22 protein-coding genes and 1 tRNA gene are annotated in these 26,781 nt (G+C 61.3%); 12 read left to right on the top strand and 11 right to left on the bottom strand.

Annotated elements, in window-relative coordinates:
* Positions 1-34: 34 nt before the first annotated feature.
* Positions 35-628: a TetR/AcrR family transcriptional regulator gene (locus A3M7_RS0143195; protein ID WP_027549471.1), complete on the bottom strand. Its 594-nt coding sequence runs from the start codon at positions 626-628 to the stop codon at positions 35-37.
* 102 nt (positions 629-730) lie between these two features.
* Between A3M7_RS0143195 and A3M7_RS45830 the strand changes: the two genes are divergently transcribed.
* From A3M7_RS45830 to A3M7_RS0143180, 3 genes are all read left to right on the top strand, one after another.
* On the top strand, positions 731-1,756 hold the full coding sequence (locus A3M7_RS45830; protein ID WP_049824055.1) for a zinc-binding alcohol dehydrogenase family protein: 1,026 nt from the start codon (positions 731-733) through the stop codon (positions 1,754-1,756).
* 52 nt (positions 1,757-1,808) lie between these two features.
* Positions 1,809-2,333: a PaaI family thioesterase gene (locus A3M7_RS0143185; protein WP_027549470.1), complete on the top strand. Its 525-nt coding sequence runs from the start codon at positions 1,809-1,811 to the stop codon at positions 2,331-2,333.
* A gap of 192 nt (positions 2,334-2,525) precedes the next feature.
* Positions 2,526-3,092, top strand: a complete 567-nt coding sequence (locus tag A3M7_RS0143180) for a DUF1697 domain-containing protein (protein ID WP_027549469.1) — start codon at positions 2,526-2,528, stop codon at positions 3,090-3,092.
* 57 nt (positions 3,093-3,149) lie between these two features.
* Here the strand turns inward: A3M7_RS0143180 and A3M7_RS51160 are convergent, their stop codons facing one another.
* The 3 genes from A3M7_RS51160 to A3M7_RS45825 all read right to left on the bottom strand — a co-directional run bounded on the left by A3M7_RS51160 (position 3,150) and on the right by A3M7_RS45825 (position 7,146).
* Entirely contained in the window at positions 3,150-3,278 is a 129-nt protein-coding gene (locus A3M7_RS51160; RefSeq protein ID WP_256374932.1) for a hypothetical protein, read from the bottom strand.
* A gap of 85 nt (positions 3,279-3,363) precedes the next feature.
* Complete coding sequence (locus A3M7_RS0143170; RefSeq protein WP_027549468.1) at positions 3,364-3,825, bottom strand: universal stress protein; 462 nt, start codon at positions 3,823-3,825, stop codon at positions 3,364-3,366.
* 216 nt (positions 3,826-4,041) lie between these two features.
* Positions 4,042-7,146, bottom strand: coding sequence for an AAA family ATPase (locus A3M7_RS45825; RefSeq protein WP_156937142.1), 3,105 nt, complete (start codon positions 7,144-7,146; stop codon positions 4,042-4,044).
* A 269-nt stretch (positions 7,147-7,415) separates the two neighbouring features.
* Between A3M7_RS45825 and A3M7_RS0143160 the strand changes: the two genes are divergently transcribed.
* Positions 7,416-7,799, top strand: a complete 384-nt coding sequence (locus A3M7_RS0143160) for a hypothetical protein (protein WP_156937141.1) — start codon at positions 7,416-7,418, stop codon at positions 7,797-7,799.
* Between the two features lie 47 nt (positions 7,800-7,846).
* Entirely contained in the window at positions 7,847-8,575 is a 729-nt protein-coding gene (locus A3M7_RS0143155; protein WP_027549466.1) for a sulfite exporter TauE/SafE family protein, read from the top strand.
* A 74-nt stretch (positions 8,576-8,649) separates the two neighbouring features.
* On the opposite strand, the gene A3M7_RS0143150 is transcribed toward A3M7_RS0143155, so the two are convergent.
* A complete protein-coding gene (locus A3M7_RS0143150) occupies positions 8,650-9,303 on the bottom strand; it encodes a hydrolase (RefSeq protein WP_027549465.1) in 654 nt (217 codons plus the stop codon).
* 153 nt (positions 9,304-9,456) lie between these two features.
* Between A3M7_RS0143150 and A3M7_RS0143145 the strand changes: the two genes are divergently transcribed.
* From A3M7_RS0143145 to A3M7_RS45815, 7 genes are all read left to right on the top strand, one after another.
* A complete protein-coding gene (locus tag A3M7_RS0143145) occupies positions 9,457-10,329 on the top strand; it encodes a LysR family transcriptional regulator (RefSeq protein ID WP_027549464.1) in 873 nt (290 codons plus the stop codon).
* A 502-nt stretch (positions 10,330-10,831) separates the two neighbouring features.
* Positions 10,832-11,215 (top strand): response regulator, encoded by a 384-nt coding sequence (locus A3M7_RS0143140; protein WP_011085073.1) that lies wholly within the window; start codon positions 10,832-10,834, stop codon positions 11,213-11,215.
* A gap of 253 nt (positions 11,216-11,468) precedes the next feature.
* Positions 11,469-12,608: an FIST signal transduction protein gene (locus A3M7_RS0143135; RefSeq protein ID WP_027549463.1), complete on the top strand. Its 1,140-nt coding sequence runs from the start codon at positions 11,469-11,471 to the stop codon at positions 12,606-12,608.
* 95 nt (positions 12,609-12,703) lie between these two features.
* Complete coding sequence (locus tag A3M7_RS45820; protein ID WP_198033926.1) at positions 12,704-15,127, top strand: response regulator; 2,424 nt, start codon at positions 12,704-12,706, stop codon at positions 15,125-15,127.
* Entirely contained in the window at positions 15,124-16,701 is a 1,578-nt protein-coding gene (locus A3M7_RS0143125; RefSeq protein ID WP_063629498.1) for an adenylate/guanylate cyclase domain-containing protein, read from the top strand. Before A3M7_RS45820 ends, A3M7_RS0143125 begins: the two co-directional genes overlap by 4 nt.
* A 504-nt stretch (positions 16,702-17,205) precedes the next feature.
* The gene (locus A3M7_RS50985) at positions 17,206-17,790 is read left to right on the top strand and encodes a hypothetical protein (RefSeq protein ID WP_245284470.1); all 585 of its coding nucleotides are present in this window, start codon (positions 17,206-17,208) and stop codon (positions 17,788-17,790) included.
* A 213-nt stretch (positions 17,791-18,003) separates the two neighbouring features.
* A complete protein-coding gene (locus tag A3M7_RS45815; RefSeq protein WP_049824052.1) occupies positions 18,004-18,789 on the top strand; it encodes a response regulator transcription factor in 786 nt (261 codons plus the stop codon).
* A gap of 145 nt (positions 18,790-18,934) precedes the next feature.
* Here the strand turns inward: A3M7_RS45815 and A3M7_RS0143110 are convergent, their stop codons facing one another.
* The 6 genes from A3M7_RS0143110 to A3M7_RS0143085 all read right to left on the bottom strand — a co-directional run bounded on the left by A3M7_RS0143110 (position 18,935) and on the right by A3M7_RS0143085 (position 26,716).
* The gene (locus tag A3M7_RS0143110) at positions 18,935-20,353 is read right to left on the bottom strand and encodes an HlyD family type I secretion periplasmic adaptor subunit (RefSeq protein WP_245284469.1); all 1,419 of its coding nucleotides are present in this window, start codon (positions 20,351-20,353) and stop codon (positions 18,935-18,937) included.
* A gap of 50 nt (positions 20,354-20,403) precedes the next feature.
* Positions 20,404-22,140 carry a type I secretion system permease/ATPase gene (locus tag A3M7_RS0143105; RefSeq protein ID WP_027549459.1) on the bottom strand — a complete coding sequence of 579 codons (1,737 nt, stop codon included), beginning with the start codon at positions 22,138-22,140 and terminating at the stop codon, positions 20,404-20,406.
* A 140-nt stretch (positions 22,141-22,280) separates the two neighbouring features.
* Positions 22,281-22,772 carry a hypothetical protein gene (locus tag A3M7_RS0143100; RefSeq protein ID WP_245284468.1) on the bottom strand — a complete coding sequence of 164 codons (492 nt, stop codon included), beginning with the start codon at positions 22,770-22,772 and terminating at the stop codon, positions 22,281-22,283.
* A gap of 209 nt (positions 22,773-22,981) precedes the next feature.
* The gene (locus A3M7_RS0143095; protein ID WP_245284467.1) at positions 22,982-24,421 is read right to left on the bottom strand and encodes a hypothetical protein; all 1,440 of its coding nucleotides are present in this window, start codon (positions 24,419-24,421) and stop codon (positions 22,982-22,984) included.
* 823 nt (positions 24,422-25,244) lie between these two features.
* Positions 25,245-25,320, bottom strand: a tRNA-Ile gene (locus A3M7_RS0143090).
* 421 nt (positions 25,321-25,741) lie between these two features.
* The gene (locus A3M7_RS0143085) at positions 25,742-26,716 is read right to left on the bottom strand and encodes a tripartite tricarboxylate transporter substrate binding protein (protein WP_049824051.1); all 975 of its coding nucleotides are present in this window, start codon (positions 26,714-26,716) and stop codon (positions 25,742-25,744) included.
* Positions 26,717-26,781 lie beyond the last annotated feature (65 nt).

Raw genomic sequence — 26,781 nt, 5'->3', positions numbered from 1 at the left:
GCAACATCGGCCCTGATGTCGAACGGCCCAACCATTAGACCAATAATTTCATTGCGGCATCGACCAGATCGCCCCTCAGATCTGCGGGTTGCGCGATGAGGCCGGTGACGTATGCGCCGTTAATGATCAGCGCTATCTGAGATGCGGTACGGTTGGAATCACCGACGCCAAATTTGCCAAGTATGGCCGTGAGCCTCGTCCGCATTTCCTCCTTGTTGCGCCGGGCGATGACGCGGCCCGGATGTTTGTCGTCAGGAAATTCCGTCGCCAGGTTGAGGAACGGACAGCCACGGTAGGCGGGGTGCAGGATCCGCCTTGCGATACCGGACAGCAGCGCCTCCAGCAAAGCGCGCGGATCATCGGCGTGCTGTTCTTCAACGTGGTCCCACCACGCCCAGAACAACCGATCCTGTTCCTCGGCGAAGGCAGCGATCAAGGCGTCCTTTGATTCAAAGAGGCGATAAAGACTCGTCTTCGAGACGCCGGAACGCTCGACGACCGTGTCGACGCCGATGGCACGGATGCCTTCACGATAGAACAATTCGCTCGCCGTCGTGAGGATGCGCTCGCGAGCGCTGATTTCGCCCTTTGGCGGAGCGCCGCGTCGGGGGCGCGCTGACTTCTCCATAACCGTTTGATCTCGTGTTTCAATTTCGCGGTTGACAAAGTAACAGACCTGTATGTAACTTCAAGTTACAGACAGGTCAGTAACTTTAAAGGAGCGAGAGCGATGCGCGCGATCCAGGCGGGGACATTGTCGGGTTACAACGGGCTGCGGCAGGTAGAGCTGCCCCAACCGAAACCGGCAAAGGACAGGTTGCTGGTTCGTGTCGCCGCCGCCGGCGTCACGCCGCTCGATCACACAATTCTGTCGGGTGGACTGCCGCGGACCACGGCGCCTCTGGTGCTCGGCAATGAAGGCGTCGGCGTGATCGAGGATGCTGGCGACTCCAGTTTTTCGGTGGGAAGCCGCGTGATGTTCGCCGGTCCCTATGGCGTCCGTGAGAGTGGCGCATGGCAGGAATGGTTGCTGGTGAGGCCCGAAGATGCAGCGCTCGTCCCCGACGCGATCGACGATGTGATCGCCGCCAGCCTTCCGGTGGCCTACTTGACGGCGCAGATCACACTGACGCTCGCCGGATTCAAGCCGGGCAAAACAGTGCTGGCTCCGGCAATCGGTGGGTCAGTCGGCAACGCGACCTATCAGCTCGCGCGAGCACAGGCCGCCGGCAAGGTGATTTCAACGGCCGGCAGCGCGGCGAAAGCTGCCAGAGCACGAGAGCTTGGCTTCGAGGACGTGATTGACCTTTCCACTGAAGGTCTTGCCGAAGGCGTTCGCCGGATCACGGCCGGCAAGGGAGTCGACATCGTTATCGATGGCATCGGCGGCACCGTAACCAGCGAGGCGCTGAGCAGCCTCGGTCTTGGCGGTGTCCTGATTACGTTAGGCTATTCCGCCGGGCGCAAGACCACGATCGATGTGACAGACCTGATCTGGAAAGGCGCGCGGATGAGCGGATTCTCTTTATTTGCCCAGTCACCGCTCGGCGTCGCCGCCGCGTGGCGGGATATTGTTCCGTTGATCGCGGGCGGATCGGTCAAGCCGGTTGTCGAGCGGGTCTATCCCCTCGCCGAAGCGGCCGAAGCCTTGCGTCATCTGATTGAGGATCGACCGTTTGGCAAAGTTGTCCTGGAGCATGATCCGGAAAAGTGTGCAGCGGTTTCCCGAAAAGATCATGCTCAAACAAAGGGCTAAAGCGCGATGACGATTCAACTCAAAATCATCGCGCCTTAGCCGGATAGTCGACATGCCAACCTTGTCCACGCAGCTCCCGCGCGAGCGCACAATTCGTTGGGATGATCCCCGAGCCTTGGCTGCAACGGGGCAGACGATGAGCGGGAGAGATTTCCTCGAAGCTATGCTTCGAGGCGAGCTTCCGTTGCCGCCGATCTGCCATCTCGTAGATTTTGCTATTGATAGGGTTGATGACGGCCTTGTCGAGATGGTGCTGAGACCGCAGGAATCGCAATACAACCCGATCGGTTCAGTGCATGGCGGCATCATTGCTACGGTGCTCGACTCGGTGATGGGCTGCGCCGTCCACACCAAGCTCCCCGTCGCGCGCGCCTACACGACACTGGAGATCAAGGTAAATTACCTCCGGGGCGTCAATCGCGAGACCGGGCCGATGAAGGCGATCGGACGCGTCATCCACCTGGGCCGTCAGACAGCGATGGCGGAAGCAAGCTTGTGGGATGCGAGTGGTAGACTTTCCGCTCAGGCAAGCACCACCTGCCTGATCTTCGAGGTGGTACCGCCTGGACAACCGTGACTGCAGAGAGTTCTCCTGCTTGTCCAAAATATCGATCGGATTTCGCCGTCAACTGGACGCGTCGGAATTGGAGTTCACTTTATTCCTGAGCCCTTGAACCCGCGAAAGCGGTCGGAGTAGTTGAGTGTGCTGGACTGCACCCCGCAAGATAACGCGTCAGGACAGCCGACCGAAAACGAGAGCCATCCCGCGATGACGACCTACGTGGCCCTGCTTTACAGTGTGGTTCTCCCGCTCGGCCGGCGATTGGCGATGGCCGAGCTACGCGACATGGCGCAAGGCCTCGGCCTCCATGACGTCAGAACCATCGGCGCGACGGGAAATCTGACATTCGAGAGCGACGAGGCGTCGATTGGCAAGCTGGAGACAAATCTCGAAGCGGCCTTCGACGCGCGGTTCGGCAAGCATGTCGCGATCATCGTTCGCAACGCCGACGCATGGCGACGCCTGCTACGCGCGAACCCGTTTCGTGCTGAGGCGACCGCCGATCCGGCAAGGGTCGCCGTTCGCGTGATGCGCAGTCCAATTCCGAGAGGCGGCGCAAACGCCTTGAAACCCTATATCAGCGATGAACGAATTGCGGTTGCCGGTGGCGATCTCTGGATCCACGTTCCGGGCGATCCAGCGCGATCGCGTTTGCTTTCGGCGATAGGCGCCGGGCGCCTGCAAGGCGTCGGCACGTTGCGCAACACCAATACGCTGAGGCGAATCGGTGACGCCGTGACGTCGGCCAGATCCAGCCCTGCTGATCGAAAATAAAATCGATCACCGAGGCGATGCAGCGGCCGCGGCAATACAGAGGCCGTCAACCCAACATCACCGCACCCCGGTGCCTTTGCATCGCTGGCACTTCACCACCTTGTCGCCCTTCTTGAGCAAACCTTTGCCCTCGCAATTTTTGCATTTCTGCTTCTTCTTGATGTTCGGGCCTTTTTCACTAACCATGAATTTCTCCTGCCGCGAGAGAGCGGTCTTGTGCGGGTGCTCAGCGGAACAGCCGCGCGTCGTCGGGTCAACCCTGCAGGGTCATTTATGCCGGCTTCGGCACCACCAGCACCGGCACGCTTCCGTCCACCAGGACCTCGGATGTCTGGCTGCCCAAAAACAGCTTCCTGATGCCGCGACGCCCATGAGAGGCCATGACGATCAAGTCGCAGCCCCTCGACTTTGCCGTTTCCATGATCGCAGTCGCCGGGTGCGCATTCGGAACATGCAGGAGTTCTGCAGAAGCACCGATCTGCTCGGACATGGCGCGCGCTTCGTCAAGCACTTTGCCCGCACGGGTCTTGCAGGCTGCGTCAAAGCTGTCAATCTCGTCCTGCGTCGGAATCCATCCCGAGTCGTGTCCGCCCCCATAGTCGACCGGCAGCGCTTCCGTCACCGTGATGATCGTCAGCTTGGCGTTCAAAGCCTTCGCCAGGGCAATGCCGTGCTCCACGCCTTTTCTCGCGACGTCCGATCCATCCGTGCTCAAGAGAATGTTGGCGTACATTCGCTGGCTCCCTTGCTCGTCGAACAAAGTGATGCCCGGGGAGTATGATCCTATGCGCGGCGCGGGTCCATGCGCGTTCTCGGCTATGGTCTCGCCGTCAAAGCCTCGAAGGGCGGCTGTTACGGTGATGGTGCGCTTGATTCATGAGCTTACGAACCTTGCGAACGCGGCTTGCGCTATTGAGTGCACTGTCACCGTAATCCAAGGCGGATTGGGTCAATGGAGTGCGCTGTCGGGCCGCGAAGGCAGAGCGGTCATTGCTTCCAGCTGCGCTGTTCGCGTTGCCAACATGGCGAGCAAGCTCTTGTGCAGCCGATCCCCGGGTTCGAAATTTTGCGCGAGCCTTCGGACGGTCTCGACAAATCGCATGCGATACGTCGCCGCTCTGTCGACGTCTCCGTACTTCGCGAAGATCTCGGCGGCCGTGCGGTACACCCGCCAGGAAGCAATCGGGAAGTCGGCACTGTCGACGATCTCCAGCGCGCGGGACAGCTGCAACTGAGCCTCCGCTGAATTGCCCAAGGCAAGCGCAGTACGCGCGAGCAGTCCGTGGGCCTGGGCCAGGTGATTGAGATCCGGGGCGGTAGCCACATAGTCGTGGAGCTGGCGAGCACAGCTCTGAGCCTGCGTAAAGTCGTCAACCTGCAAGTAATATTCGCCGAGGCAATGATACACCTGCGTCGCGGCGGTAAATTCGATGTCGATGCCTTCTTCAAGCCGGCGGCGCTCAATATCGTGAAATTGCCTGCGAGCTCCCGAAGGATCGTTCAGGCCGACATAGGCCTTGGCAAGAACGGCCCGCTTGTGGAAGTAAGTCGACTGATCGCCGACCAGCAGACTATCGTCGACGCTTTCGCAGAGCTCCCGGGCGCCATCAAAGTCCATCGCTTCGACGTGCAGCCACGCAAGCGTCAGCCGGCACAATGCGCTGCTGGGGCCGTTCGCGTTCCTGACGGCCAGTTCGAGGCCGGCCGTGATTTCACGTCGCAATTCGCGCCATTCGCCCAGATGAATAAGCGCGATAGACTCGAGAACGTTGAACAGAACGAAAGTGTAAACGTCGCCAGCCAGACGCGCCAATCGCTTGCCTTCCGTGCCGGCGCGCCGACACTCCTGGTACCGCGACCTCCAGCAATCAACGATACCGGATATTCCGTTGCGCCTGATCAAGATGCCATAATTCGTGGCATTCGCGCTCAGCTCGATCGCCCTGTCGCAGAGCGTGGCGTCCTGTTTGCGCCAGCCGTTCAGGAACAGGTTGACGCTCGCGCTGCTGCCCTGGACCAGGGCCTTGAACGTGTCGTCCGCAAGCGCCTGGCTTCGCGACAGTACATCTTCAGCGGCCTCAAGGCAGGCGTGGCGATCCACGCGCAAGCATAGACTGCTCACAGCCGTGAGGCCGTTGAGCTGTTGCTGGACATCGCCCGCTTGTTCGGCGCAGGCAATCATGTCTCGCAGATCACGGATGGAGCCGACGAGGTCGCCGCACGAGCGATGCGCCCAGCTTCGCTGCCGCAGAAGAGCGACGCGGGTTGAGAATTTGTCGGCAGCATCGAAACGATCGAGTATGCCAAGCGCGCGGGTGAGATAGCTTGCGGCCTCCGCATGGCCGAGGCGTTTCGTCGAGCTCTTTGCCGCTTCCTGGAGGTAGCGCAACGCGCTCGGAAAGTCGCGACCCAGCTCAAAGTGAAGTGCGAGCGCGGGCGCTATTTCGGAGGTGCGGCCGGCATAGGCCTCCTCCAGCCTCTTGCCCAAGCGCTTGTGCGTTTGTGCGCGGCGCCCGGGCGGAAGATTCTGGTAAATGATGTTCTGATAGAGAATGTGACGGAAGGCGTAGGAGCCCGAATATGTGCCATCGGGCCACTCGGAAACCCCCGAACGAACGAGGATTTGATCCCTCCGGATCGACGCTTCGATGTCCCTTTCAACGTCGATCGCATCGTCGGACAGGCCGGCCGCAACGAGGGCCGCAGAAAATTCTTCGCCGGCAACGCTGGCGACATCGAGCAGACGCCGCTCGTTGTCGGTGAGGCGATCGAGCTCGTGGCCGATCATGTTCACGAGGCTGTCTGGAATGCGGTCTTGCGTAAATGCCGCCTGTGAGGACAGGCGCCATCCGTCGTCCATTTCGACTATCGACTCCTGGTCGATCAAGTGTTTGAGCAGCGTGGCAACAAACAAGGGATGTCCCAGCGTTCGGTCGAACACCGGCTTTGACAGGCTGGAGGCAAGTTCCTCGTCGTCGAAGCGCAATGCCAGGTAACGCTCGACCTCCGAGCGCGACAACCGATCGAGGCGCAATTCGCTGCAGTATCCATGAATCTCGAGATCCCGGTGCAGGCGAGGAATGGGATGCCCGCCGACGGAACTGTCGGCCGGACGATAGGAGCAGAGGACCAGCACGCGCGCCTTGCCGTTCCCGCGCGCGAAGCGAGACAGTACGTCGAGGGTCGCGAAGTCGCTCCAATGCAGATCTTCGAGAACAAGAACCCAGGGGCGGTCGATGCTCAGCGCTTCCAGAAGATCGCAGAATTCGCGCAGCATCCGTTCGCGCGTCGCGCCGAACACTTCGTCCTGGAAAGCCGCGCGTTCCGATGCGTCGATGACGCCGGGCAATTGCAGGATCCAGGTGGGGGCGTGGGCGCGAACTGCCGAAATCAATTCCGGACCGTTTGCGCGATAACGGCTCACCAGCGCATCGATGAGTGGAAGAAAAACTTCGTCTGTGCCGAATCGTTCGGTGCAGCGCCCATAGAGCTGATCGAAGCCCTGGTCCGTCAGCTGCTCGACCGCCTTGGCGATGAAAGCCGTCTTGCCAATTCCGGCTTCTCCGGTGACAAAAGCCATCTGCCGTTTGCCGGACAAGACGTGCCGTGTCATCTGGTCGATCGTCTCGAAGGAGGGTGTCCGGCCGACCACCAGGGTGGAGATTTCGGTTTTCAGAGGTACGACCGCGTTCTCGACCTCCCTGGCCGCTTCCCGCACCGTGCCGATAAAGCGGACGCCTTTGCGCGGCAAGGTCTTGATCAGCCGCTGCATCTCGCCGGAATCGCCTATTCCCGTACGGGCTGCGTTGATGCGGGTGGTGAGCGCTGACTCCGAGACGATGCGCCCGCCCCAAATTGCACTGATCAGATCGTCCTTCGTCACCACCCGGGTGCGGTGGCGGATCAGATATTCGAGGACGTCAAAAACCTGAGGCTGCAACGGGATCGTACGTCCGTCACGGCGCAATTCCCGCCGGTCGGTGTCGAGGACAAACTCGTCAAATAGATACAGCAAAACAATGCCTTCGGAGGTGCGCGCGAGGCGGATATTCAACCGGTACACCGGCCCGAAATCAAGCACACCCTTCAGAATCAAGGAAACGATAAGAACAAATTAAGCTCGCCTTAAAGCGTGGCGCGGCGTCCCGCCCGATACTTCCAGCCGTATCCAGTCACTCACACAAGGTGCTCGTGTCATGCGCTTGGAAGAGAAGGCGCGGCGTCTCACCCGCGTGTTCTATAGGCTGTTGCTTCACAAGATGTTTCAGTCGATCGTGGCATCCTCCGTACCATTGTTCAACAGCAGAGCTTCAACCAGAAGCGATGCGCTATTTTCAACGAGTTCGTTTGGCGCCTCCACGGGCTCTTCCCGAAAAGACGGCTGGTTTGGGCACCTCCTTCAAGCGCTCCACCATTCGCGACGCCTGCAGGCAGAGCGCACCCTTCGACAGAATCGTCACCTGGTCGACAGTGGGTGGCCCCAATTTGCCTCTCGGTCAGATGTTGGAGGGCGCGACAATGCCGGTCAGTGAAAAGTCGTCCGAACGCAAGCTTCCGATTTCGGCGCCGGGCGAGAATACGCTGCTCGCAACGATCGCCATCTGCGTTGTCATTTTTCACATCCTCGCAGCCACGATGTTGACTTCGATCCGCCAGAGCGATGCCGGGGCACCGCCCGAGCCGCCCGGACTGTCGTCCGGGGACTAATCGCCAGGTCGCTATTCCAGGATTTGAGAGACAAGAAGGGTTAGCTCATGGGCGACATGGCGTCGTTTTGCCTGCTCAGTATCGCTGTGTTTTGCGGCGCTTTCGTCTCGGGCCTCGCGGGCTTTGCCTTCTCGGCGGTGGCCGGCGCGATTCTCCTTCACGTTCTCCCACCACGGGAGGCGGTCCCGCTGATGATGGCCTGCAGCATCACCGTGCAAGCCGCGGGTCTTTGGGCCTTGAGAAAAAGCATCCGCTGGAAACAGAGCTCGGGACTGGTCGTCGGTGGATTGCTTGGCGTTCCGATCGCCGTGTGGTTGCTGCAAGCTGCAGACGCGCGGATCTTCAGAGAGAGCTTTGGTATCGCCGTCGCCTGCTACGCGGCCTACACGTTATTCCGGCCGGTGCTTTCTCATCGCTTGCAGATGAATGCGGGACGTAATGCATTAATCGGCTTCGGCGGAGGCTTTGTCGGCGGGTTGACGGCAATGCCGGGTGCAATACCGACCATATGGTGTGACATCCACGGCGTGCCAAAAACCGAGCAGCGCGGAATGGTTCAACCCTTCATCGCCGCCATGCAGATATTGGCACTTGTTCTCATGCTGATCCGAGGAGATCTGTCGACAAAGGTCCTGGTTGACTTCGCCGTCACCATCCCGGCGCTCCTTGTAGGAACGGCGCTCGGGATTTTTGTCTTTCGCTGCGTCAATGACGCGCTGTTCCGGCGAATTATTCTCAGCATCTTGCTGGTTTCGGGACTGTTGCTGGTGTTGTAGTTACGCCCGTCGCGCCACCAGGCGAGGGTGACGAGGCCCGCAACGGTTCCAGGATCCTCGTCACCCGGTTCAGCTCAGCCCGCGCTTTTCGGGACCGGTGTGTTGAGTAGCTGCTGCTCCCACAGGAACGCGATGCCACTGCCGCCGGCATGCTGCAGGATCACCTCCGTCAGCTTGACGGCTTGGTCGGCCCTGGCCCAGTCGCGCTGCCATTCGGCCGCCACTGCCAACCAGGTCATCATGTTGGCGCCGGCGGTAATCATGCGCTGGATGGCGACCTCGTGGGCCTCGACCGAAACGGCACCCGACGCATCTGTGACCACGGTGACGTCCCAGCCTTCGCCGAGGGCCTGGATCGTCGGCATCGCGACGCATATCTCGGTCCACAGACCGGCGATGATTAGCTGCTTGCGGCCCGTGGCCTTGACCGCGTCCACTACCTTCTTGTCCTGCCAGGTGTTGATGAAGGTCCGGTCGATCACCTCCTGTCCGGGGAACACTTCGGTGATCTGAGGGAAGAGGAGGCCACCCCGCTCGGCAATCACGCTCGTCAGGATCGTGGGGACACCGAAGGCCTTTGCTGCCTTCGCGAGAGCTGCCGTGTTGTTGATCACCATCTGCGGTTCATGGCTGTTCACGTTCGCAAGCTGGTAGGGCTGGTGGTCGATCAGAACGAGCACTGAGTCTTCGGGACGAAGCAGCGAAGCAAGGCCGTTACGAAGTTTCATCATGACATCCCTTTGTTGCCGTTGAATGCGGCATCGGTTTTGGGGAGACGCTCGCCAAAGGCGGCGCCACCTGGAGGGCTTATTGCCGTTCCCGTCTTCGATGCGGTAGTACCGTTTCGTGGCAAGCTGTGTCGCGAAATGAGGAACGCCAAAGTGGACATCGAAGAGCTGCGGACATTCGTAGAAGTCGCCGATGCTGGCGGAGTTTCGCCTGCTGCGCTTCGGCTCGGCGTCTCCAAGTCGATCGTCAGTCGACGGCTCTTGCGGCTTGAATCGGAACTTGGCGTCCAGCTTCTTGCACGAACCACCCGTGGCGCCGCTCTAACGGAAGCTGGCGCGACGTTCCGAGACTATGCTGCGAGGGTCTGCACCGAGATCGATGTGGCCAAAGAGACGATCCTGCCTGCCGGCGAGCTTCGTGGACGCTTGCGAGTTGCTGTGCCGCTGTCGTTCGGCTCGAACTACTTCGCTCCCGTGATGGCGGAAATGGCGCGACGACACCCCCAGCTCCAAATCCACACCTGCTACAGTGACCAATTCGTCGATCTCATCGCAGGAGGTTATGACTGCGCGATTCGGATTGGCCATCTTCAAGACTCGAATTTGATCGCCAAGCGCGTCGGACCGATCTACGGCAAGCTCGTTGCGAGTCCTGGCTACGTCAAAGAGCACGGGTCGCCTGAGACACCCGAGGAACTCATCGCCCATCAAGCTCTGATGCAGGGCACCGAAACTTGGCAGCTCATGGACGGCGACAAGATCATCACGGTTCGTCCACAGGGGCGCTTCAAGGCCGACAACGGCACAGCTCTGGTGGCCGCCGCAACGGCAGGACTCGGGATTGCCTACCTCCCCGATTTCCTCACTGATGAATTGTTGGCATCGGGGGCGCTCGTTCCAGTCATGACCCGTCATCCACCACCTCCGGCGGGTGCCTATGTCATCCGCCCGCCAGGCCAGCATCCCGCGCGGAAGATCCGAGTCCTCACGGAATTGCTGATCGAGCATTGCGATCGGGTCAAGTGATTGATCCGCTGGTGGGCCCGGCAGGACTCGAACCTGCAACCAGACCGTTATGAGCGGCCGGATATGGTGCAGCTTCGTTGATCTTGCTGTGCCTTTGTTCGGGTTCGATCGCGTTCGTTGCATTTTGGCGCGGTCGTTTCTGGTGCGAAACTGGTGCGGTGCGCGTGGTGGTTGGTGGGAACGGCGATTGCGTCGATCTCCGTAAGCGAGCAGCAAGAGCTGCGTCGCGGTACGGAGCGCTGTCGACCTCGCCTTGCGGACAAGGGAAAACGACCCCGCATCAACCATCTGCAACGCCGGCTCACGCCCGTCCTTGTGGCAGAGGTGGTTGGCTACCTGTCGGCGCAGCCCCAGATCACGCGTCCCGCCTCAATTCAATGTCGGCGCCACAGCTCGCCATTTTTTGTGATGCGACAGGTAGGCTTGGGTGCTAAATTGTTCTTCAGGCGTCTATTTGGAAGTCTCGGCAAGCGGTGCTCACAGTCCGGCTCGAGGCGGTGCGATGCCCAAGATCCTGCTGGTCGAAGACAACGAGATGAACCGCGATATGCTCTCGCGACGCCTCGTGCGCGGTGGGTACGAGGTCATCATTGCCGAGGACGGAGCACGCGGCGTCGCGATCGCGACGAGCGACAGGCCAGATCTCATTTTGATGGACATGAGCCTACCGGTGATCGACGGTTGGGAGGCGACGCGCCAGATCAAGGCGACGCCCGAACTGCGCAAGATCCCTATCATCGCGCTCACGGCGCACGCCATGGCGACCGACCGGGACAAGGCCCTCAAGGCCGGCTGTGACGACTACGACACAAAACCGATCGAGCTGCAGAGGCTGTTGGGCAAGATCGAGACGCTGCTCGCAGCTACGGGACAATGGAGGAGCTAGAAATTCCGGACAGATGACGAGCTAGCTACACGGCTTCAGGAGGTTGTCGTCGCCATATTGCGGCCGGCGTAAGAACACACAAAATGGCCGCTCGCCGCGCTCCAGATGGGATGGACTCTGGCCAGGCGGTGGGTGCAGTCCTGCGAATTTCATCGCCGGCACCGGCGATCAGCTACCCTGCTCAGGCGGACGTCCTGACCGGGGCAGAGGCCCGATCGGGGCGGAGAGTTTGTCTTTGTGATGGAGACGACTCATGAAAACAGCGCAGTACAAGTGGTCCAAAAGTGACGGGTGGCGGCCGAATTTGCCAACTGGCGAAGTCGGACGTCAGAGTGTCGTGTTCGTTTTCGGTGCTAGGTCGTTGGTGCAGGCAGGCAGCCTCGTGGGCGAGTTGCGCGACCACTTCAAAGGGGCCGCCATGCTTGGTTGCTCGACTTCCGGCGAGATTCTCGGCGACGTGGTCGTCGACGACTCAGTGAGTGCCACCCTTGTCGACTTCGAACATACGCGACTGCGGTTCGCCTCCGCTACGATTGGTGACGCAAAGGCAAGCTACAACGTCGGCAAGGAGCTCGCGCAGCAGTTGAACGACGCCTCGTTGCGCCATGTGTTCGTGCTTTCGGACGGCTTGCACGTCAACGGCTCCGATCTGGCGCGCGGTCTCGCGAGCGGCGTCTCGGAAGGCGTGTCGATCACTGGCGGCCTTTCCGGAGACGGAACCAACTTCGCCGAGACTTGGGTCATTGCCGACGGTGGCGCTGGCCCTCAGCGCGTGGCGGCGGTCGGTCTGTATGGCGACGATTTGCGCATTGGCTACGGATCGATGGGCGGCTGGCAGGCATTTGGGCCCCTGCGCACCATCACACGGGCCGAAGGCAACATCCTCTATGAGCTGGATGAGCGTTCGGCGCTCGATCTCTATAAATCGTACCTGGGCCCCCACGCCGACCAGTTGCCAAGCTCTGCCTTGCTTTTTCCCATCCTGGTTACCGAGGCAAAGGGCGGCCAGGGTGTCGTCCGAACCGTCCTGTCTGTGGACGAGCAGAAAAAGTCAATGACGTTCGCGGGCGACATCCCACAGGGCGGAACGGCGCAGTTGATGAAGACCAATGTCGACGATCTGGTCGACGGCGCGACGGCTGCCGCCAACGCCAGTCTCAGCGGGCTCGGCGGCAGGCGACCGGACCTTGCAATTCTAGTGAGCTGCGTCGGTCGTAAGCTCGTGATGAAGCAGCGCACCGAGGAAGAAATCGAAGCAATTCGAAATGTCTTCGGGGCGGATGCGAAGATTTCCGGGTTCTACTCGTACGGCGAGCTTTGCCCCTTCACGCATGGCGGCGACTGCCGCCTGCACAATCAAACCATGACAATTACAACTTTCGCCGAGGACTGAACGGTCACAGGGCACCGATGCACAGGCTGCTACGACGCCAGCTCAGAAAGCACCTCGGTGTGGAGGGCGAAGTACCGGCTGCGTTGCAGTCTTTCGTGGCGGCCGTCGATTCCGCATACACCGATTTCGATAGCGATCGGGCGATGGTCGAGCGCTCGCAAGAGCTGAGCTCGAAGGAGCTGTCGGAGGCACGCGACAAGGCAACAGAGGCGCAGCGCCGGTTGGTCGACGCGATCGAGAGCATCTCCGAGGGTTTCTCGCTCTACGATGCCGACGACAAGCTGGTTATATACAACCGGCGGTACCGGGACATGCACGGCACCGCCAGCATCAATGTCGTGAATCAGGGCGTATCGTTCGAGACAATCCTCCGCAACGCGACCGCGAGCGGCGAGATCCGCGACGCGGAGGGGCGCGTCGAAGCCTGGATCGAGCAACGCCTCGCTCAGCATCGCGATCCCAAGGGCACGCATGTGCAACGCCGCTCCGACGGGCGCTGGATCCAGATCAACGAGCGCAAAACCGACGACGGCGGCACCGTGGCGACCTACACCGACATCACCGACGTGAAGAAGGCGGAGCAGGCGATCCAAGAGAGCGAACAGCGGCTGCGCGTCATCGCCGAGGCCGCGCCTATGGCGGTGGCGATCGTAACCTTTGATGACGGGATCATCCGGTATGCCAATCGGCGCTTCAGCGAGATGTTCGAGCTCGAAGGTTCGTCTGCCCTGGGCCTGCAAGCGAAAACCCTCTACGCAGACCCGCAACATCGCGAGCGCTTCATCGGCGCGCTCACCGAGCACGGCCATGTGGAGGGCATGGAGATGCTGCTCAAGCGGGTTGGAGGCGAGGAGTTCTGGGCGCTCATAGCTTCTCAGCGCGTCGAGTTCGAAGGGCGCCCGGCGATGATCAACGGCCTCGCCGACATCAGCGACCGCAAGCGCATGGAAGGCGAGCTGCACAAGGCGATCTGGGCGAGCGAGCAGGCGACACGCGCGAAGTCGGACTTCGTAGCCAACATGAGTCATGAACTGCGCACACCCTTGAACGCGATCATCGGTTACAGTGAGATCCTGTTCGAGGACGCCCAGAACGCCGGCCGCGAATCGGAGATGGCGGACCTGCGCAAGATTCAGGATGCCGGCAAGCATCTGCTCGGCCTGATCGACAACATCCTCGATCTTTCCAAGATCGAGGCTGGCAAGATGACGCTCTATCTCGAGACCTTCGAGCTCCACCCCATGATCGATAGCGTCGCGGCGACTGTCACCCCGCTGGCCAAGAAGACCGGCAACACTCTGGTGGCGAACTGTGCTGACGAGATCGGCACGATCCACAGCGATCTGACCAAGGTGCGGCAGACCCTGTTCAACCTTCTCAGCAATGCCTGCAAGTTCACGCGGAACGGGACGATAACGCTGACCGCGCTGCGGGACACGAATGCGGCTGGCGAATGGATCGAGTTCCAGGTGCGCGATACCGGCATCGGCATGACGCCAGATCAGCAGGCCAAGGTGTTCGAGGCCTTTACTCAGGCGGACGACTCGACGACCCGCGTCTATGGTGGTACGGGGCTGGGCCTCGCCATCACCAAGAGCTTCTGCCGGCTGATGGGTGGCGACGTGACGCTGACGAGCGAAGCCGGCAAGGGGACGGCGTTTGTAGTTCGTCTGCCGGCGGTAACACGCGCTGCATCGGACACTACAGTCTCTGCGGCAGAAAAGCGTTCCGAGGGTCCGCAGGCTGCCGAGCCCGAGCATGCGCCGATCGTTCTCGTGGTCGACGATGATCCCAATGCGCGTGAGCTGCTGCGCCGACACCTGCAGCGCGGCGGTTACGCCGTTCGCGTGGCTGCCAATGGCGAGGAGGCGATGCAACTCGCCCGCACGCTGCACCCCGATGTCGTCACGCTCGACGCCCTGATGCCGCAGATGGATGGCTGGGCCGTGCTCAGCGCCATGAAAGAAGATGCGGTACTCGCGGAAATTCCTGTGATCATGGTCACGATCGTCGACAACCAGGGCATTGGCTTCTCGCTCGGTGCCGCCGATTACCTGGTCAAGCCGATTGATCGCGACAGACTGGTCAGCGCGGTGGAAAAGTGCTGCCCAAGGGGCGCGCCGCGACACGTGCTGATAGTCGAGGATGACGCGTCGGCCAGCGAGCTGATGGGGCGCGCCTTGCGGCAGATCGATTGCATGGTGACGCAAGCAGAGAATGGTCGGATTGGTCTTGAGCGTTTGAATGAGGCTTCACCCGATGCAATTCTGCTCGATCTGATGATGCCGGAGATGGACGGGTTCGAGTTCATCGCACGGGTGCGAGCCGAGTCCCGCTGGCGGAGCATCCCAGTCATCGTCGTCACCGCAAAGACGCTGACCGTTGAGGATCGCTCGCGCCTCAACGGCCAGGTACAGCATTTGGTGCACAAGGGCGAATACAGCGGCAAGGCCGTGCTGGCGGCGCTTGACGAGCTGGTACCCCTGCACGCCCGGCGCGCGCGCGCGGATCGGCCATGAGTATCATTGACACCGACAGCGCGCGCGCTTGGCGCATTCAGCTTGCCCATCTTCGCCAGGAACTGCAGTCCCCGGTCAACGCCTTGCTCGGCTACGCAGAGATCCTGCACGAAGAGGCGTCCCGGAACGGGCGCTCGGACATCCTCCCCGATATGAACCGTATCCTCGGCGCAGCCCGGGATCTCGCCGGCAAGGTCGACCGGCTGATGGACGGCGATCGCGCCAAGAGCCCGCCCGGCTCAGCGGCCACCACGCAAGAACAGGATCTTCGTCACGAGCTGCGCACGCCGCTCAACGCGATCAAGGGCTATGGTGAGATGCTGCGCGAGGATGCAGCCAGTTTCTCAAGCGACTCCCTGCGGGGGGATTTCGATCGCCTGCTGGCTGCGGCCACCGACCTGTTGCTGCGCCTCGATCGCATCGTGCGATTCTCGGTTGATGTCGAGGAGACGAGCTTGGCTCCCGATCAGACCGGCGCGGTCATGGTTAGCGACCTGATGCGCAGCCTCGGGCCGGTCCGGCAGTATGCTGCCACCGAAACCGGTTCTATTCTCGTCGTGGACGATATCGAGGCCAATCGCGACCTCCTGTCGCGCCGACTGAACCGCGACGGCCATCGCGTCTCTTCGGTGGCCGGCGGCCAGCAGGCGCTGCAGGCGCTGGCCAACGATGAGTTCGACCTCGTCCTGCTCGATTTGATGATGCCCGATATCAACGGGCTTGATGTGCTGGTGCGCATGAAGGCGGATGAGCGGCTGCGCCGCATTCCGGTGATCATGATCACGGCCTTGGCGGAGACCGAGAGCGCCGTCCGCTGCATCGAGGCCGGGGCCGAGGACTATCTGCCGAAGCCGTTTGATCCGATCCTGCTGCGCGCACGGATCAATGCTTGCTTGCACAAGAAGCGCTGGCGCGACCGCGAGCAGAAGTATCTTCGCCGCATCGAGGAGGAGACCGCCAAGTTTGAGCGGCTGCTGCTGACAATCCTGCCAAGACAGGTGATTGGCCGTCTGAACCACGGCGAAGCCATGATTGCCGACCGCTTCGAGGGTGTGAGCGTTCTGTTCGCCGAGGGCTTCACCGAGCATTCGTCACGGGTCACGCCTGCAGCGATGGTCGAGTACTTGAACCGGTTGTTCTCGGAATTCGACGCGCTTGCCCGTGAGCTCGGTGTCGAGAAGATCAAGACCATCGGCGACGCCTACATGGCCGTCGCCGGTTTGCCCGATCCGAACCCCGATGCGATCGCAGCGATCGCGAAAATGGCACTTGGCATGATCGATCGACTGGGACGCGTCAACAGCCATTTCGGCTGGCCGTTGCAAATCCGGATCGGCATACATTCGGGCCCCGTGGTTGCCGGCATCATCGGCGCACACCGCTTCATCTACGACGTGTGGGGCGATACCGTAAATGTCGCCAGCCGGCTCGAGGCCTACTCTCTGCCCAATCGAATCCATGTGTCTCGGGATATCGCCCGCCACCTCGTCGGTCGCTTCGCGCTGGAGCCACGCGGCAGCATTGACGTGAAGGGCAAGGGCAAATTGGAGACTTTTTTCTTGAGCCGGATTTAGGCTCGGCGTGGCTGCGCCACGCGTAGTCCGACGAAGGGCGAAGCGTGGTGGGCCCGGCAGGACTCGAACCTGCGACCAGACCGTTATGAGCGGCCGAAGATTGGTCAGCTCCGTTGATCTCCTGCGGTTTTGTTCGGGTCCAAGTGCTTTCGTTGCGTTTCGTTTACGCCGGTTCTGGTACGAAGCTGGTGCGTGCTCCGAAACTTGCCTGAAGGCCCTAAGTCGGCGATCGACAGCGTTTGGTGGTGCAAACCTTCGGACGAACTCGCAAGTTGCAGAATAGTCCGAGAGCGGACCAAATCGGCCATGATTGCTTTCACGATTGGCCTTCTGCGATCATCGCGGCACGGGTCTGGAGTCCGATCTAATCCGTCCATCGAGGCATGGGCCGGACAACGGCGCGCGCTTAATGGGCGCTTAATGCTTTTGCGCAACAGATAGATCACCAGCGCGGAATTAGTCCTAGTTACGAGTGCGAGCCGAGCTCCCGAGGAGGGGAATCGGATGGGACTGTTATTTGTCGGAGTGCTGGCAGGAGTCCTGATCGGCTTTGGCTGGTTCGCGCCGTCCCGGGGGTATTTCCTCGGGTGCGCATCACGACCCTGTTTCGACAGGGGCGCTGTCGCCCAACCCGCGCAGCCGATGCCGACTGCGTTGGCGCCAGAGCCTGCGGTTGTCAGATCGAATTCCGCAACGCAGGCAAGGCCCGGCAAGACATCAACTCCGAAGAAACGCGGATCGACCGATCTTGCCAAAGCGGCGTCCCCGCGGACGAGGATCAGCGTCCCGGCACCCGAACGGACCGCGGAAATGTCGGATCCTGCTCTGGACAAGGCGAAGGTTGCGATCGCGACGCAGATGGGGGACCCAGAAACGGTCGAACTCAGCGACGTGAAGCGCGCAATGCGAAAGAACATGCTTGGACGCCGCGTGGATACGATTTGCGGGCGCGTGAAAGGAAGAATCGCGTCAGGCGGCGAGACTGGAGAGAGGCCGTTTCTGTATCTCGTGAAGGAGGATGAAGCATACGTCGTCGACGGTAGGTCAGGGTCGGCGGCCTCAACGGCGTATCGAAATATCTGCAATTAGGGATGCGTCGACTGCGCCACCGCGCGGTACACGCCAAAATGATTTGAGCGGAAAGAATTTCCACCCAGGTGTCAAGTGATCCCGCAGTGGATGCGGCACTAACGGCGGCACTGCGCCGCTCTCGTGATGATGCATTCAGGATGAACGCAGCAGCACGGGAGACGCAATACGGAATGGGAATATAGCGGAAATTCTTTTCATCTCGAGGGCATCATGCACGACATAATCAACACGTCAAAGCGGCTCAATGAATCGCTTCACTTGCCGGTTCTGGTGATCATCGAGCCGCTCGTGTTGCCTCGTACATGCATTCTGCACGTCCTCAGGAGGGAGTTGGACGAACTTGAGATCCTTGACATGGCAACGGTCCAAGGCCTGGACTGCACGTCAGCCCGCGATGTTCGTCTGGTGATGCTGAGTATCGCGGACAAGCCCATCGGCGATCCCTCGGTTGAGGACGATCTCGCCTTCGTTGCGGAGTGTTGTCCCAACGCCGCCACTGTTGTCCTCTCAAACCATGACGACGAACCGACCGTGCAGGCCGCGATGCAGCGGGGCGTGCGCGGCTTTCTTTCCACCTCGCTACCGATCGAGATCGCCATAGCTGGCCTGCGCCTTGTTCTTGTCGGCGGCGCCTACAGGCCGTTGCCCGTGGCCGGGATGAACAGGATACCGGATTTCGAGCCACCGGATGCGCGCGGGCTTGTGCCCGCATATCTGATTAACGAGGGAGCCAGAGTGGCTATCGACAGGAGGAGCGTGACCGATCTCACGCCTCGTGAGCAACAGGTTCTGGCGGAACTGGAGCTCGGCCTGCCCAACAAGCTGATCGCCGCCAAATTGGGCCTCTCGGAAAGCACAGTCAAAATGCACATTCAGCATATCATGAGGAAATGTGCTGCGCACAATCGCACGGAAGCCGTCCTCCGCTGGCGCGGCCGGTTGCCCGCGCAGAGTCGCGATCACGACCCCGGTGCGGCTCTAATGCCGGAGACCTAAAGCATGATCCGGACCCGGAGGGCCGCGTTAGCGCAAGGTGCGCAGCGGTTCTCCCTCGCGACAAACGCGGAACGCGTTTGCGTGGAGATCATGCTCCAACAACAACCTAAAGCGCGATGACGAGTCATCCCAATCTCATCGCGCTTTAGTCCTCTCTGAATGCACCACGGAAGCTGTCGAGCAGGGGCCTGAGCGCGTAGAGAGCCACGGTGCCTCGCCCGGTCGTGATGAACACTTGAACCGGCATGCCGGGGACGATCTGGATGTCGTTTGCCGCGATCTGCCCATCGTCGATCCGGATCTTTGTCGCGTAGTATGGCTGGTCGGTACGCTTGTCGAGGAGCCGGTCTGCGGATACGTGCACGACGGTTCCCTTCAGGCGAGGCACGCGACGCTGATTGTACGGTACCAGGTGAACCTCGGCACTGAGGCCGGGATGAACCACATCGATGTCCTCGGGCCTCAGGCGCGCGGTTACGATGAGACGGTCTTGCCGGGGCACCAGGTCCATGAGCGGAGCACCTGCTCCGATGACACCGCCGGCTGTATGAACCCGCAGATCGGTTATCACGCCGTCCTCGGGCGCCTTGACCTCCGTTCGCGATAGCTGATCCCTGGCCGCAAGCAACCGCTCGCGGAGCTGGAATATCTGGTTCTGTGCTTCACGAAGCGACTGTGCGATCTCGTTCTGCCTCTCGCTCTCGAGCTTGAACAATGTGGCCTGCTGTTCGCTGATGACCTGCCCGGCGCGGGCAATCTGCGCGGCGATCTCGCCGCGGCGGCCCTCGACGTCGGCCAGCTCCCGCTGCAGGTTCAGAAGCCGCGGCCGCCGTTCGAGCCCCTTGTTGACGAGGGTCGCGACCATATCCAGTTCCTCCCGAACGATGTCGACCCGCTGCCCGGTGGCGGTTTCCTGAGCCTTGAGACCTTCGATCTCCTTCTCGACTTGATGCCTTCGTTCGCGAATGACCGCAAGCTGCGACTCGTGAACCTGCATGCGTGCCTGAAAAATGAACTGCTGCGCCGACACCGCAGCGGCGGCCACTCCGTTCTGCCTGCTGTCCTGTTCCAGCGCGTCCGGGATTGCGATCCTCTCGAATCTCTGCTGCTCGGCTTGAAGCCGTGCGGCACGAGCAGCAGCATCCCAAAATTGACCTTGGAGGCTTTGCATCTCCGAGCCGGCCCGGGTGTCGTCCAGCGCGATCAGCGTTTGGCCGCTGCGCACGATATCGCCATCCGAAACCAGGATCTTCCTGACGATACCGCCTTCCAGATGCTGGATCGTCTTGCGGCTCGATTCCGATTCCAGGACGCCAGACGCGATCGCGGCGCTCTCGAGAGGCGCGAGGCTCGCCCATGTACCAAGCCCCAGCATGAAGCAGAGCACCAGCAGATTGCCCGCGACGGTGATGCCGCGAAGCCTTCCGCGCGGAGAGGTCGGCGTGGGCGTCGAGCACCATGGAAATTCCAGAGGCTCGAAATCGTCGATTGCGGTCACCACGACGCCAAATCGCCGAGCGGGCGGGGGGCTCGCCGGCGCTCGCACGAGCTGATCCCTGATCATGGGAAGTCTCGAGACGGCGGGAAGTTTCCAGATGGTGAGAGAATTCCAAATCATGGCGCTATCTGTGAAGTAACCTGGGGTCGGCTCAGGTGCCGTTCAAAGATGTCCTCGCGGTCGCCGAACGCGGCGACCGCACCGTCCTCCATGATGGCAATCTTGTCCGTAGCGGCGAGAAGACCCATCCGGTGAGTGATGACGACAAGGATGACGCCTGCGAGCTTCATGCGCTCGACGGCATCCAGGAGCATTCGCTCGCCCCCGTAGTCGAGGCTGGCGTTGGGTTCGTCGAGAACGATGAGGCGTGGACTGCCGAAAAAGGCGCGGGCAAGACCGAGGCGCTGCCGATACCCGCGCGAGAAGGTTGCTTCACTCTGAACCACCGTGTCGTAACCCAGCGGCAAGCGCATGATCGCCCCATGGATACCGACGAGCTTGGCCGCTTCGATGACCTTCCGCCGATCGGCATCGTCAAGGCGTGCGATGATGTCGTTGATCGTGTCGCCGAGGAGGTTGATGTCCTGGGGGAGATATCCGAGGCGGTCGCCTTTTAGGCCCTCGCGAAACAGCGAGACGTCGGTATTGTCGAGGACGACACGGCCATGCGTTGGCATCGACAGCCCGGCGATCACCTGGCCGAGCAAGGACTTGCCTGACCCGGACGGACCGATGATGCCAAGGCATTCTCCGGGCATGAGGCTGAACGAGACGCCGTTCAGGAGCAGATGGTTGGTCCCCGCAAGCCTCACGTCAACATTGTCGACGACGAGGCCGCTTCGCGCCTGCAGCGGGGAAACCTCCGGGCTCTGCTGCCGGGCGACGGGGAATGCGGCGAGAAGTGCGCCGAGCCGCTGACAAGCGCTCACGGCCGTCACGAGTGATTTCCAGCCTGCGACCGCACTTTCGACCGGCGCGAGCGCCCGGCTGAACATCAGCGTTGAAGCAAAGATGATTGCCGGACTCTTCCCGTGATCGAGGACGAGCCATGCGGCAGCCCCCATGATCAGGACCTGCGACAGCGCGCGAACCGGCTTGGCGGCCAGTGAGACGATCTCGCCTCGCCGGAGTGCCACATCGTGCTCTCTGCGGGCGTGCTGCGCGTCACGGTGGATCATGCGCGCAGCGCTATCGAGCATTCCCATGGCGCGGATCATGTGGATGTTGCTCGCTGCAGTCTGGAGGCGGCCGCAGCTTCTGGATAGCGCTGCGCCGGATCTGAGCAGAACGTCTTCCGTGACCAGCTCTCCGGCAACCGTGAGCGCGAACAGGAAGGCGACGCAGCAGGCGCCCACCACGCCAAGCAGGGGATGGATCAGAAAGAGCACAAGGAGGAACAAGGGCGCCCAGAGCGCGTCGAACAGCATCGGACATGCGCCGGACTCGACGAACTGGCGCAGCACGGTGAGATCCCGATACGCGCCCGACGCCCGCGTCCAATCGCTGCGAAGCGCTGATTCGAGGCCGGCCGTAAGCACGCAAGGACGAAGGCGATCGTCGAGCCATGCGCCAAGGCGTCCAAGGACGGCGCGCCGCAATGCATCGAACACGCCGCCGACGACCACCGTGATCGCGACAATGAGCGTGAGCAGCAGCAACGTATCGCCACTCCGGCTCGACAACACCCGGTCGTAGATCTGAAGAAGATAGATGGAAGGCGCAAACAGAAGCAGATTGTAGCTGCAGCTATACGCGAATACGAGACCGAGCGGTCCAGCGCAGGACCGGAGGGCCGCGTGCAGTGGCGTCCCGATCTGCGGCAGGATAGGCAACCGAATGGGCGGCATCAGCATGATCGTCACCGCCTGAAAGCGAGGTCCGGCGTACTTGACTGATGGCCAACGCCATCTGCCAACGGGTCAGCAGGGTATTGGCTCGAACTTCAGGACCGGTGGCGGCGGCCACCGGTCCTGGCAGCCGGACGAGCCGGTGGTCAGAACGTATCGAGATGGAAGCTCACTTCTCCGCCCAGCGCGGCGTTGCCGTCTCCGCCATTTCCGCCGATGCCGGCCACGACCTCCTGGTGCTGATCCACCGCGACCTTGTTGATCTGGGTGGCATCTGTATTGGCGTATACCTTGGAGGTATCGTAGCCGCTGTAGGACTTCTGGCTTCCGTTCGACTCGGCGTCTCCGCCATGGGCCTTCGAAAACCACGAGGCCTTTGCGTTGGCGCCGCCCGCATCCCAATCAGCCGTCTGTTTGACGTGATCGCCGGTGTTCACGTGCACGTCGGCACCGACCGCCTTGTTGGTTGGATCGAAGTTGAGCGTCGGCTTGCTGATGATGGCTCCCTTGAAGGTGCCGTCGCCGCCATTTCCGACGTTCTGACCACCGGTGCTGATCGATTTGAATTCGATCGAGTCCGAGATGTTGATCGCTTTGGGCATCATGTGTGCCTCCCTCTGTTGGCTTTCGTGCATCATCCATCCCGATCAGGCGGACGCGCGCGGCAAGTCTGATCCGCCCACGCGCGATGGCGATAGATGTCAAAACGGACACCATCCGGCTTGGTCGACCTATGTACGAAAGTACGACATTCATTGCGCCGCATCGGAGTTCGAAACATCCGGGAAGGCCCGCAGAGCATCGACGCAGCTCGCGATCGGGTTTGTGATAGGGGCACGATGTGCCGCTATCCCATCAGGTGAAGATCCGACAGAAGATGGGCGGAGAGATCGCCACCCAGTGCGAGATTGCCGTTGCCACCGTCCCCGCCAAGTCCGGCGATCTGGACCGCACTCTGGTCGATGTGCACGTTGTTGACCTGATCGGCTACGGCTGTCGAATGGGGGCCCGCGATCGCGATATTAATGGGTGCATAGATCGCGACGCTGACATCGATCAGGCTGCCGGCAAAATATCCGTTGCCGCCATTTCCTGCGCCGTTTGAACCGGTCGCGATCGTGTCGGAGCCGCCCCACAGGCTATGGGAAAGAAGGCTTGCATGGCCGCCCGCCGCGACGTTGGCGTTGCCACCGTGCCCGCCAATGCCGACGATCTGAACGATGGATTGATCCACGTAGGCGTCGTTTGTCTGGACCGAATGAACGTTGGAGCCATAGCCCGCGACTGCGATGTTGATCGGGTCGTACAGGACGAACGAAGTATGGACGAGCCCGCCGTAGAACGCGCCGTCGCCGCCATTGCCGGCCTGGCTTCCGCCGGTCTGAATATCCGGGACGCCCCCTCCGTTGCTTGATCCCCAACTGGGGTCGAGCGTCATGACGCTGCCGCCGGCGGCCACATTGCCACTTCCGCCACTTCCGCCGACACCCGCGATCTGAGTGGCCGACTGATCGATGTCGACCGTGTTCGATTGGCTTGCATGCGCAGTGCCGCCGGAGGCCGCCACCGCAATATTGATCGGATGATAGATCACCACGGGAGCGTCCACTATCGCACCCGAGAAATAGCCGCTGCCACCGTTTCCGGCGCCGTTGTCTCCGCTCGCGATCACGCCGGCGCCTAAGGACGTACCGATGCTGCCTCCCGATACAACATTATAATTGCCACCATGGCCCCCGACGCCGGCCATCTGAAAGGCTGATTGATCGACATTCAAATTGTTGGACTGGTTGGCCAGGACGACCGAGCCGTATCCCAGGCTCATTGAGATGTTGATCGGTTCATAGATCAACAGGGACGCGTGAATGATACTTCCGTAAAAGTAGCCATCCCCGCCATTCCCGGACGTGTTCGCCCCACTCTCGACCGAAGCGACGCCCATCCCGGGATGTGATGCGCCGGAAGCGGGCGTAGTGGACGAAACATCCAGACCCGCCGTAGCGTGGTTGCCGGCGTGGCCGCCCGTGTCGACCCCCGATGTGAGATGTTTTGATTGAATCGGGTCGGAGTCATTGTGCTGGGTATTCGCGCTCGCGGCGTGCGATCCAGGACCTGCAAATTGACCTGCAAACGGGCCGGGACGATGGACTAGGGCGCCACCGCCGACCGCGTCTGCCGCGAACGGGGCACTCGGCGCAGGGCTCTGTTCGTCCTCGCCATCGTACCCATCGTGGTGAAGAGAGGCGTGATGCAGCCGGATTCCATCCGACATTCGCGAAAAATCCATCGTGGCCTCCCTCATCGCAATCGCTCCATGCAATCGGACGGGTTCTGCACTCCAGACAGAATGTCATCCCGGGAAGGTCGAAAGCCCAGTCGTCAGTTCGGATATGGCGCTTCGTCTGGCACCCGTAACATCGGCTACATCCGTTCGGGTGCGGTTACAGCCTTTGCTGGCGCGGAATTCGTAACTGCGCCAGGGCAGGTGGAGAAAAACTAAAGAAGTGTTTTCCCATGCTCCAGATCAGGATCTATGACGCGCAGAAGAATGCGCGCGAGGAAATCTACCGGGGTTCCGGGTACTCGACCAAGCTATGCACGAGGTGGGGCGGCAAATTGAGACGAGCGGACCGATCTAACCTTAGGAAAAGTCCTAACTGTCGGGGGTAGTCGGTGTCGTGTGCACTGGGAGATCAAGAAAAATCAACGCAGAGTCAGTTTTGGGATGGTCGCGCTCGGCCGTTACGGCGTGCTCTTTAAGTTGGCGACTTGCCCGAGCTTGGGACGCAAGGATAGGCGGACGATCGGAGGAAATATCGCAGATTTGCGTCGTGTGGGGAAAGGCGGTAGCGGTCTCCTGACTCGAACGCCCGACGCCTCATCTTGTAGGTTTTCGCGAGGTGCGCGTATTTGCTACCAGTGGCTCTGTCGGAGCATCTCCACCCGATGAGTGGGCGACGATTACATTCACCCTAAGTCGGTCTAGCGCCATCGAGTGGATTTGCGATGCGCGAACTTACGCACGAACGAAAAGTGGACGTATCTGGTGCGGTTTCTGGTGCAGTCGTCGCGGTGCGGGCAACGAAGACCAAGCAAGTCACTGATATTCTTGGTGGGCCCGGCAGGACTCGAACCTGCAACCAGACCGTTATGAGCGGCCGGCTCTAACCATTGAGCTACAGGCCCCGCCGCGAGACGGCCGCATTGGCAGCGGCCGGCAACGGTGCGCGGTTCGTTTACAAGGCTGGAGGCGAGGGTGCAATCCTCAAGCGTTTTCAAGCGAAGCGGCCGCCGGCCCGCGTCGGGGAAAACGCGTCAGGCAAAGGGCCCTGATCGAGGCGGAACGCCGGGGCCGCGCGGAAAGCGTTGCGCATCGGCTGATTGCGGGATTCGGAATAATCGCATTTTGTCACTGTTTTGCCCGACGAGTCAAATGGCCCCCGCGATCATCCAGCCGATGCCTGTCTTTTCGCTTCCCTAACCCGCTGTGATTGCTCACGTCTTCTACTGTGCATGGGGTTGTTTTCGCAACTTTTGTTGCGAGAGGGCCTGTCGGCCCCCTCAAACGTCCTGCCGGCGAGCGACGGGCCCCTCGCGGGGCCGCTGCCTAATCCACCGAAACCCCGGCGAACTCCACCACCTTGCGCCACTTCTCGGTCTCGTCCGCGACCAGCTTGCCGAACTCGGCCGGCGTCATCGGCTTGGGGATGCCGCCGGTCTCCGCGAGGCGGGCGACCAGCTTCGGGTCCTTCAGCGCTTCGCCGACGGCCTTGTTGAGGATCTCGACCACCTCGCCCGGCGTGCCCTTCGGCGCGGAGATGCCGTAGAAGCCGACCGATTCGAATCCCGGCACGGTCTCGGCGATCGCGGGCACGTCGGGCACACTAGGCCAGCGCTGCGGCGAGGTCACGCCGAGCGCACGGACATTGCCGCCCTTCGCCTGCTCCAGCGCGGACGGCAGGTTGTCGAAGATCAGCTGCACCTTGTTGGAGATGATGTCGGGGAAGGCGATCGCCGAGCCGCGATAGGGCACGTGCACCATGTCGCACTTGGTCATCACCTTGAACAGCTCCGCCGACATGTGCACCGAGGTGCCGTTGCCGGACGAGGCAAAGGAGATCTTGCCGGGATTGGCCTTGCAATAGTCGATGAACTCCTGAACCGTCTTCACCGGCATCGCGTTGGAGACGACCAGCATGTTGGTGAGCTGCATGATGCTCGCGACCGGCACGGTGTCGCGCAGGAAGTCGTAAGGCAGCTTCTTGTAGAGCGAGGTCGAGATCGCGTTGTTGGGCGCGACGAACAGCAGCGTGTAGCCGTCGGCCGGGGCGTTGATCGCGGCGGCGGCGGCGATGTTGCCGCCAGAGCCGGCGCGGTTCTCGACGATGAATTGCTGGCCGAGACGATCCGACAGCCACTGCGCCATGATCCGCGCCACGATGTCGACCGGGCCGCCGGCGGCGAAGCCGATCATCCAGTGCACGGGGCGGTCGGGATAGGCGGCGGAGGCGGGAGGTGTAGCGCTGAAAAGACCTATGAGAACTGCGAGCCCGAAAACACTGTTACGCAAAATTCGCAACATGACGCCTCCCGTTGCATTATTGTCGTTGTGCTGCATGCTTTCACAAAATCGGGCTGCTGCCTACA

Source organism: Bradyrhizobium sp. WSM2254, assembly GCF_000472645.1.
In the GTDB taxonomy this organism is placed as follows: domain Bacteria; phylum Pseudomonadota; class Alphaproteobacteria; order Rhizobiales; family Xanthobacteraceae; genus Bradyrhizobium; species Bradyrhizobium niftali.
The sequence above is the reverse complement of the archived record's forward strand: the minus strand, read 5'-3'. Positions and strand labels throughout refer to the sequence as shown.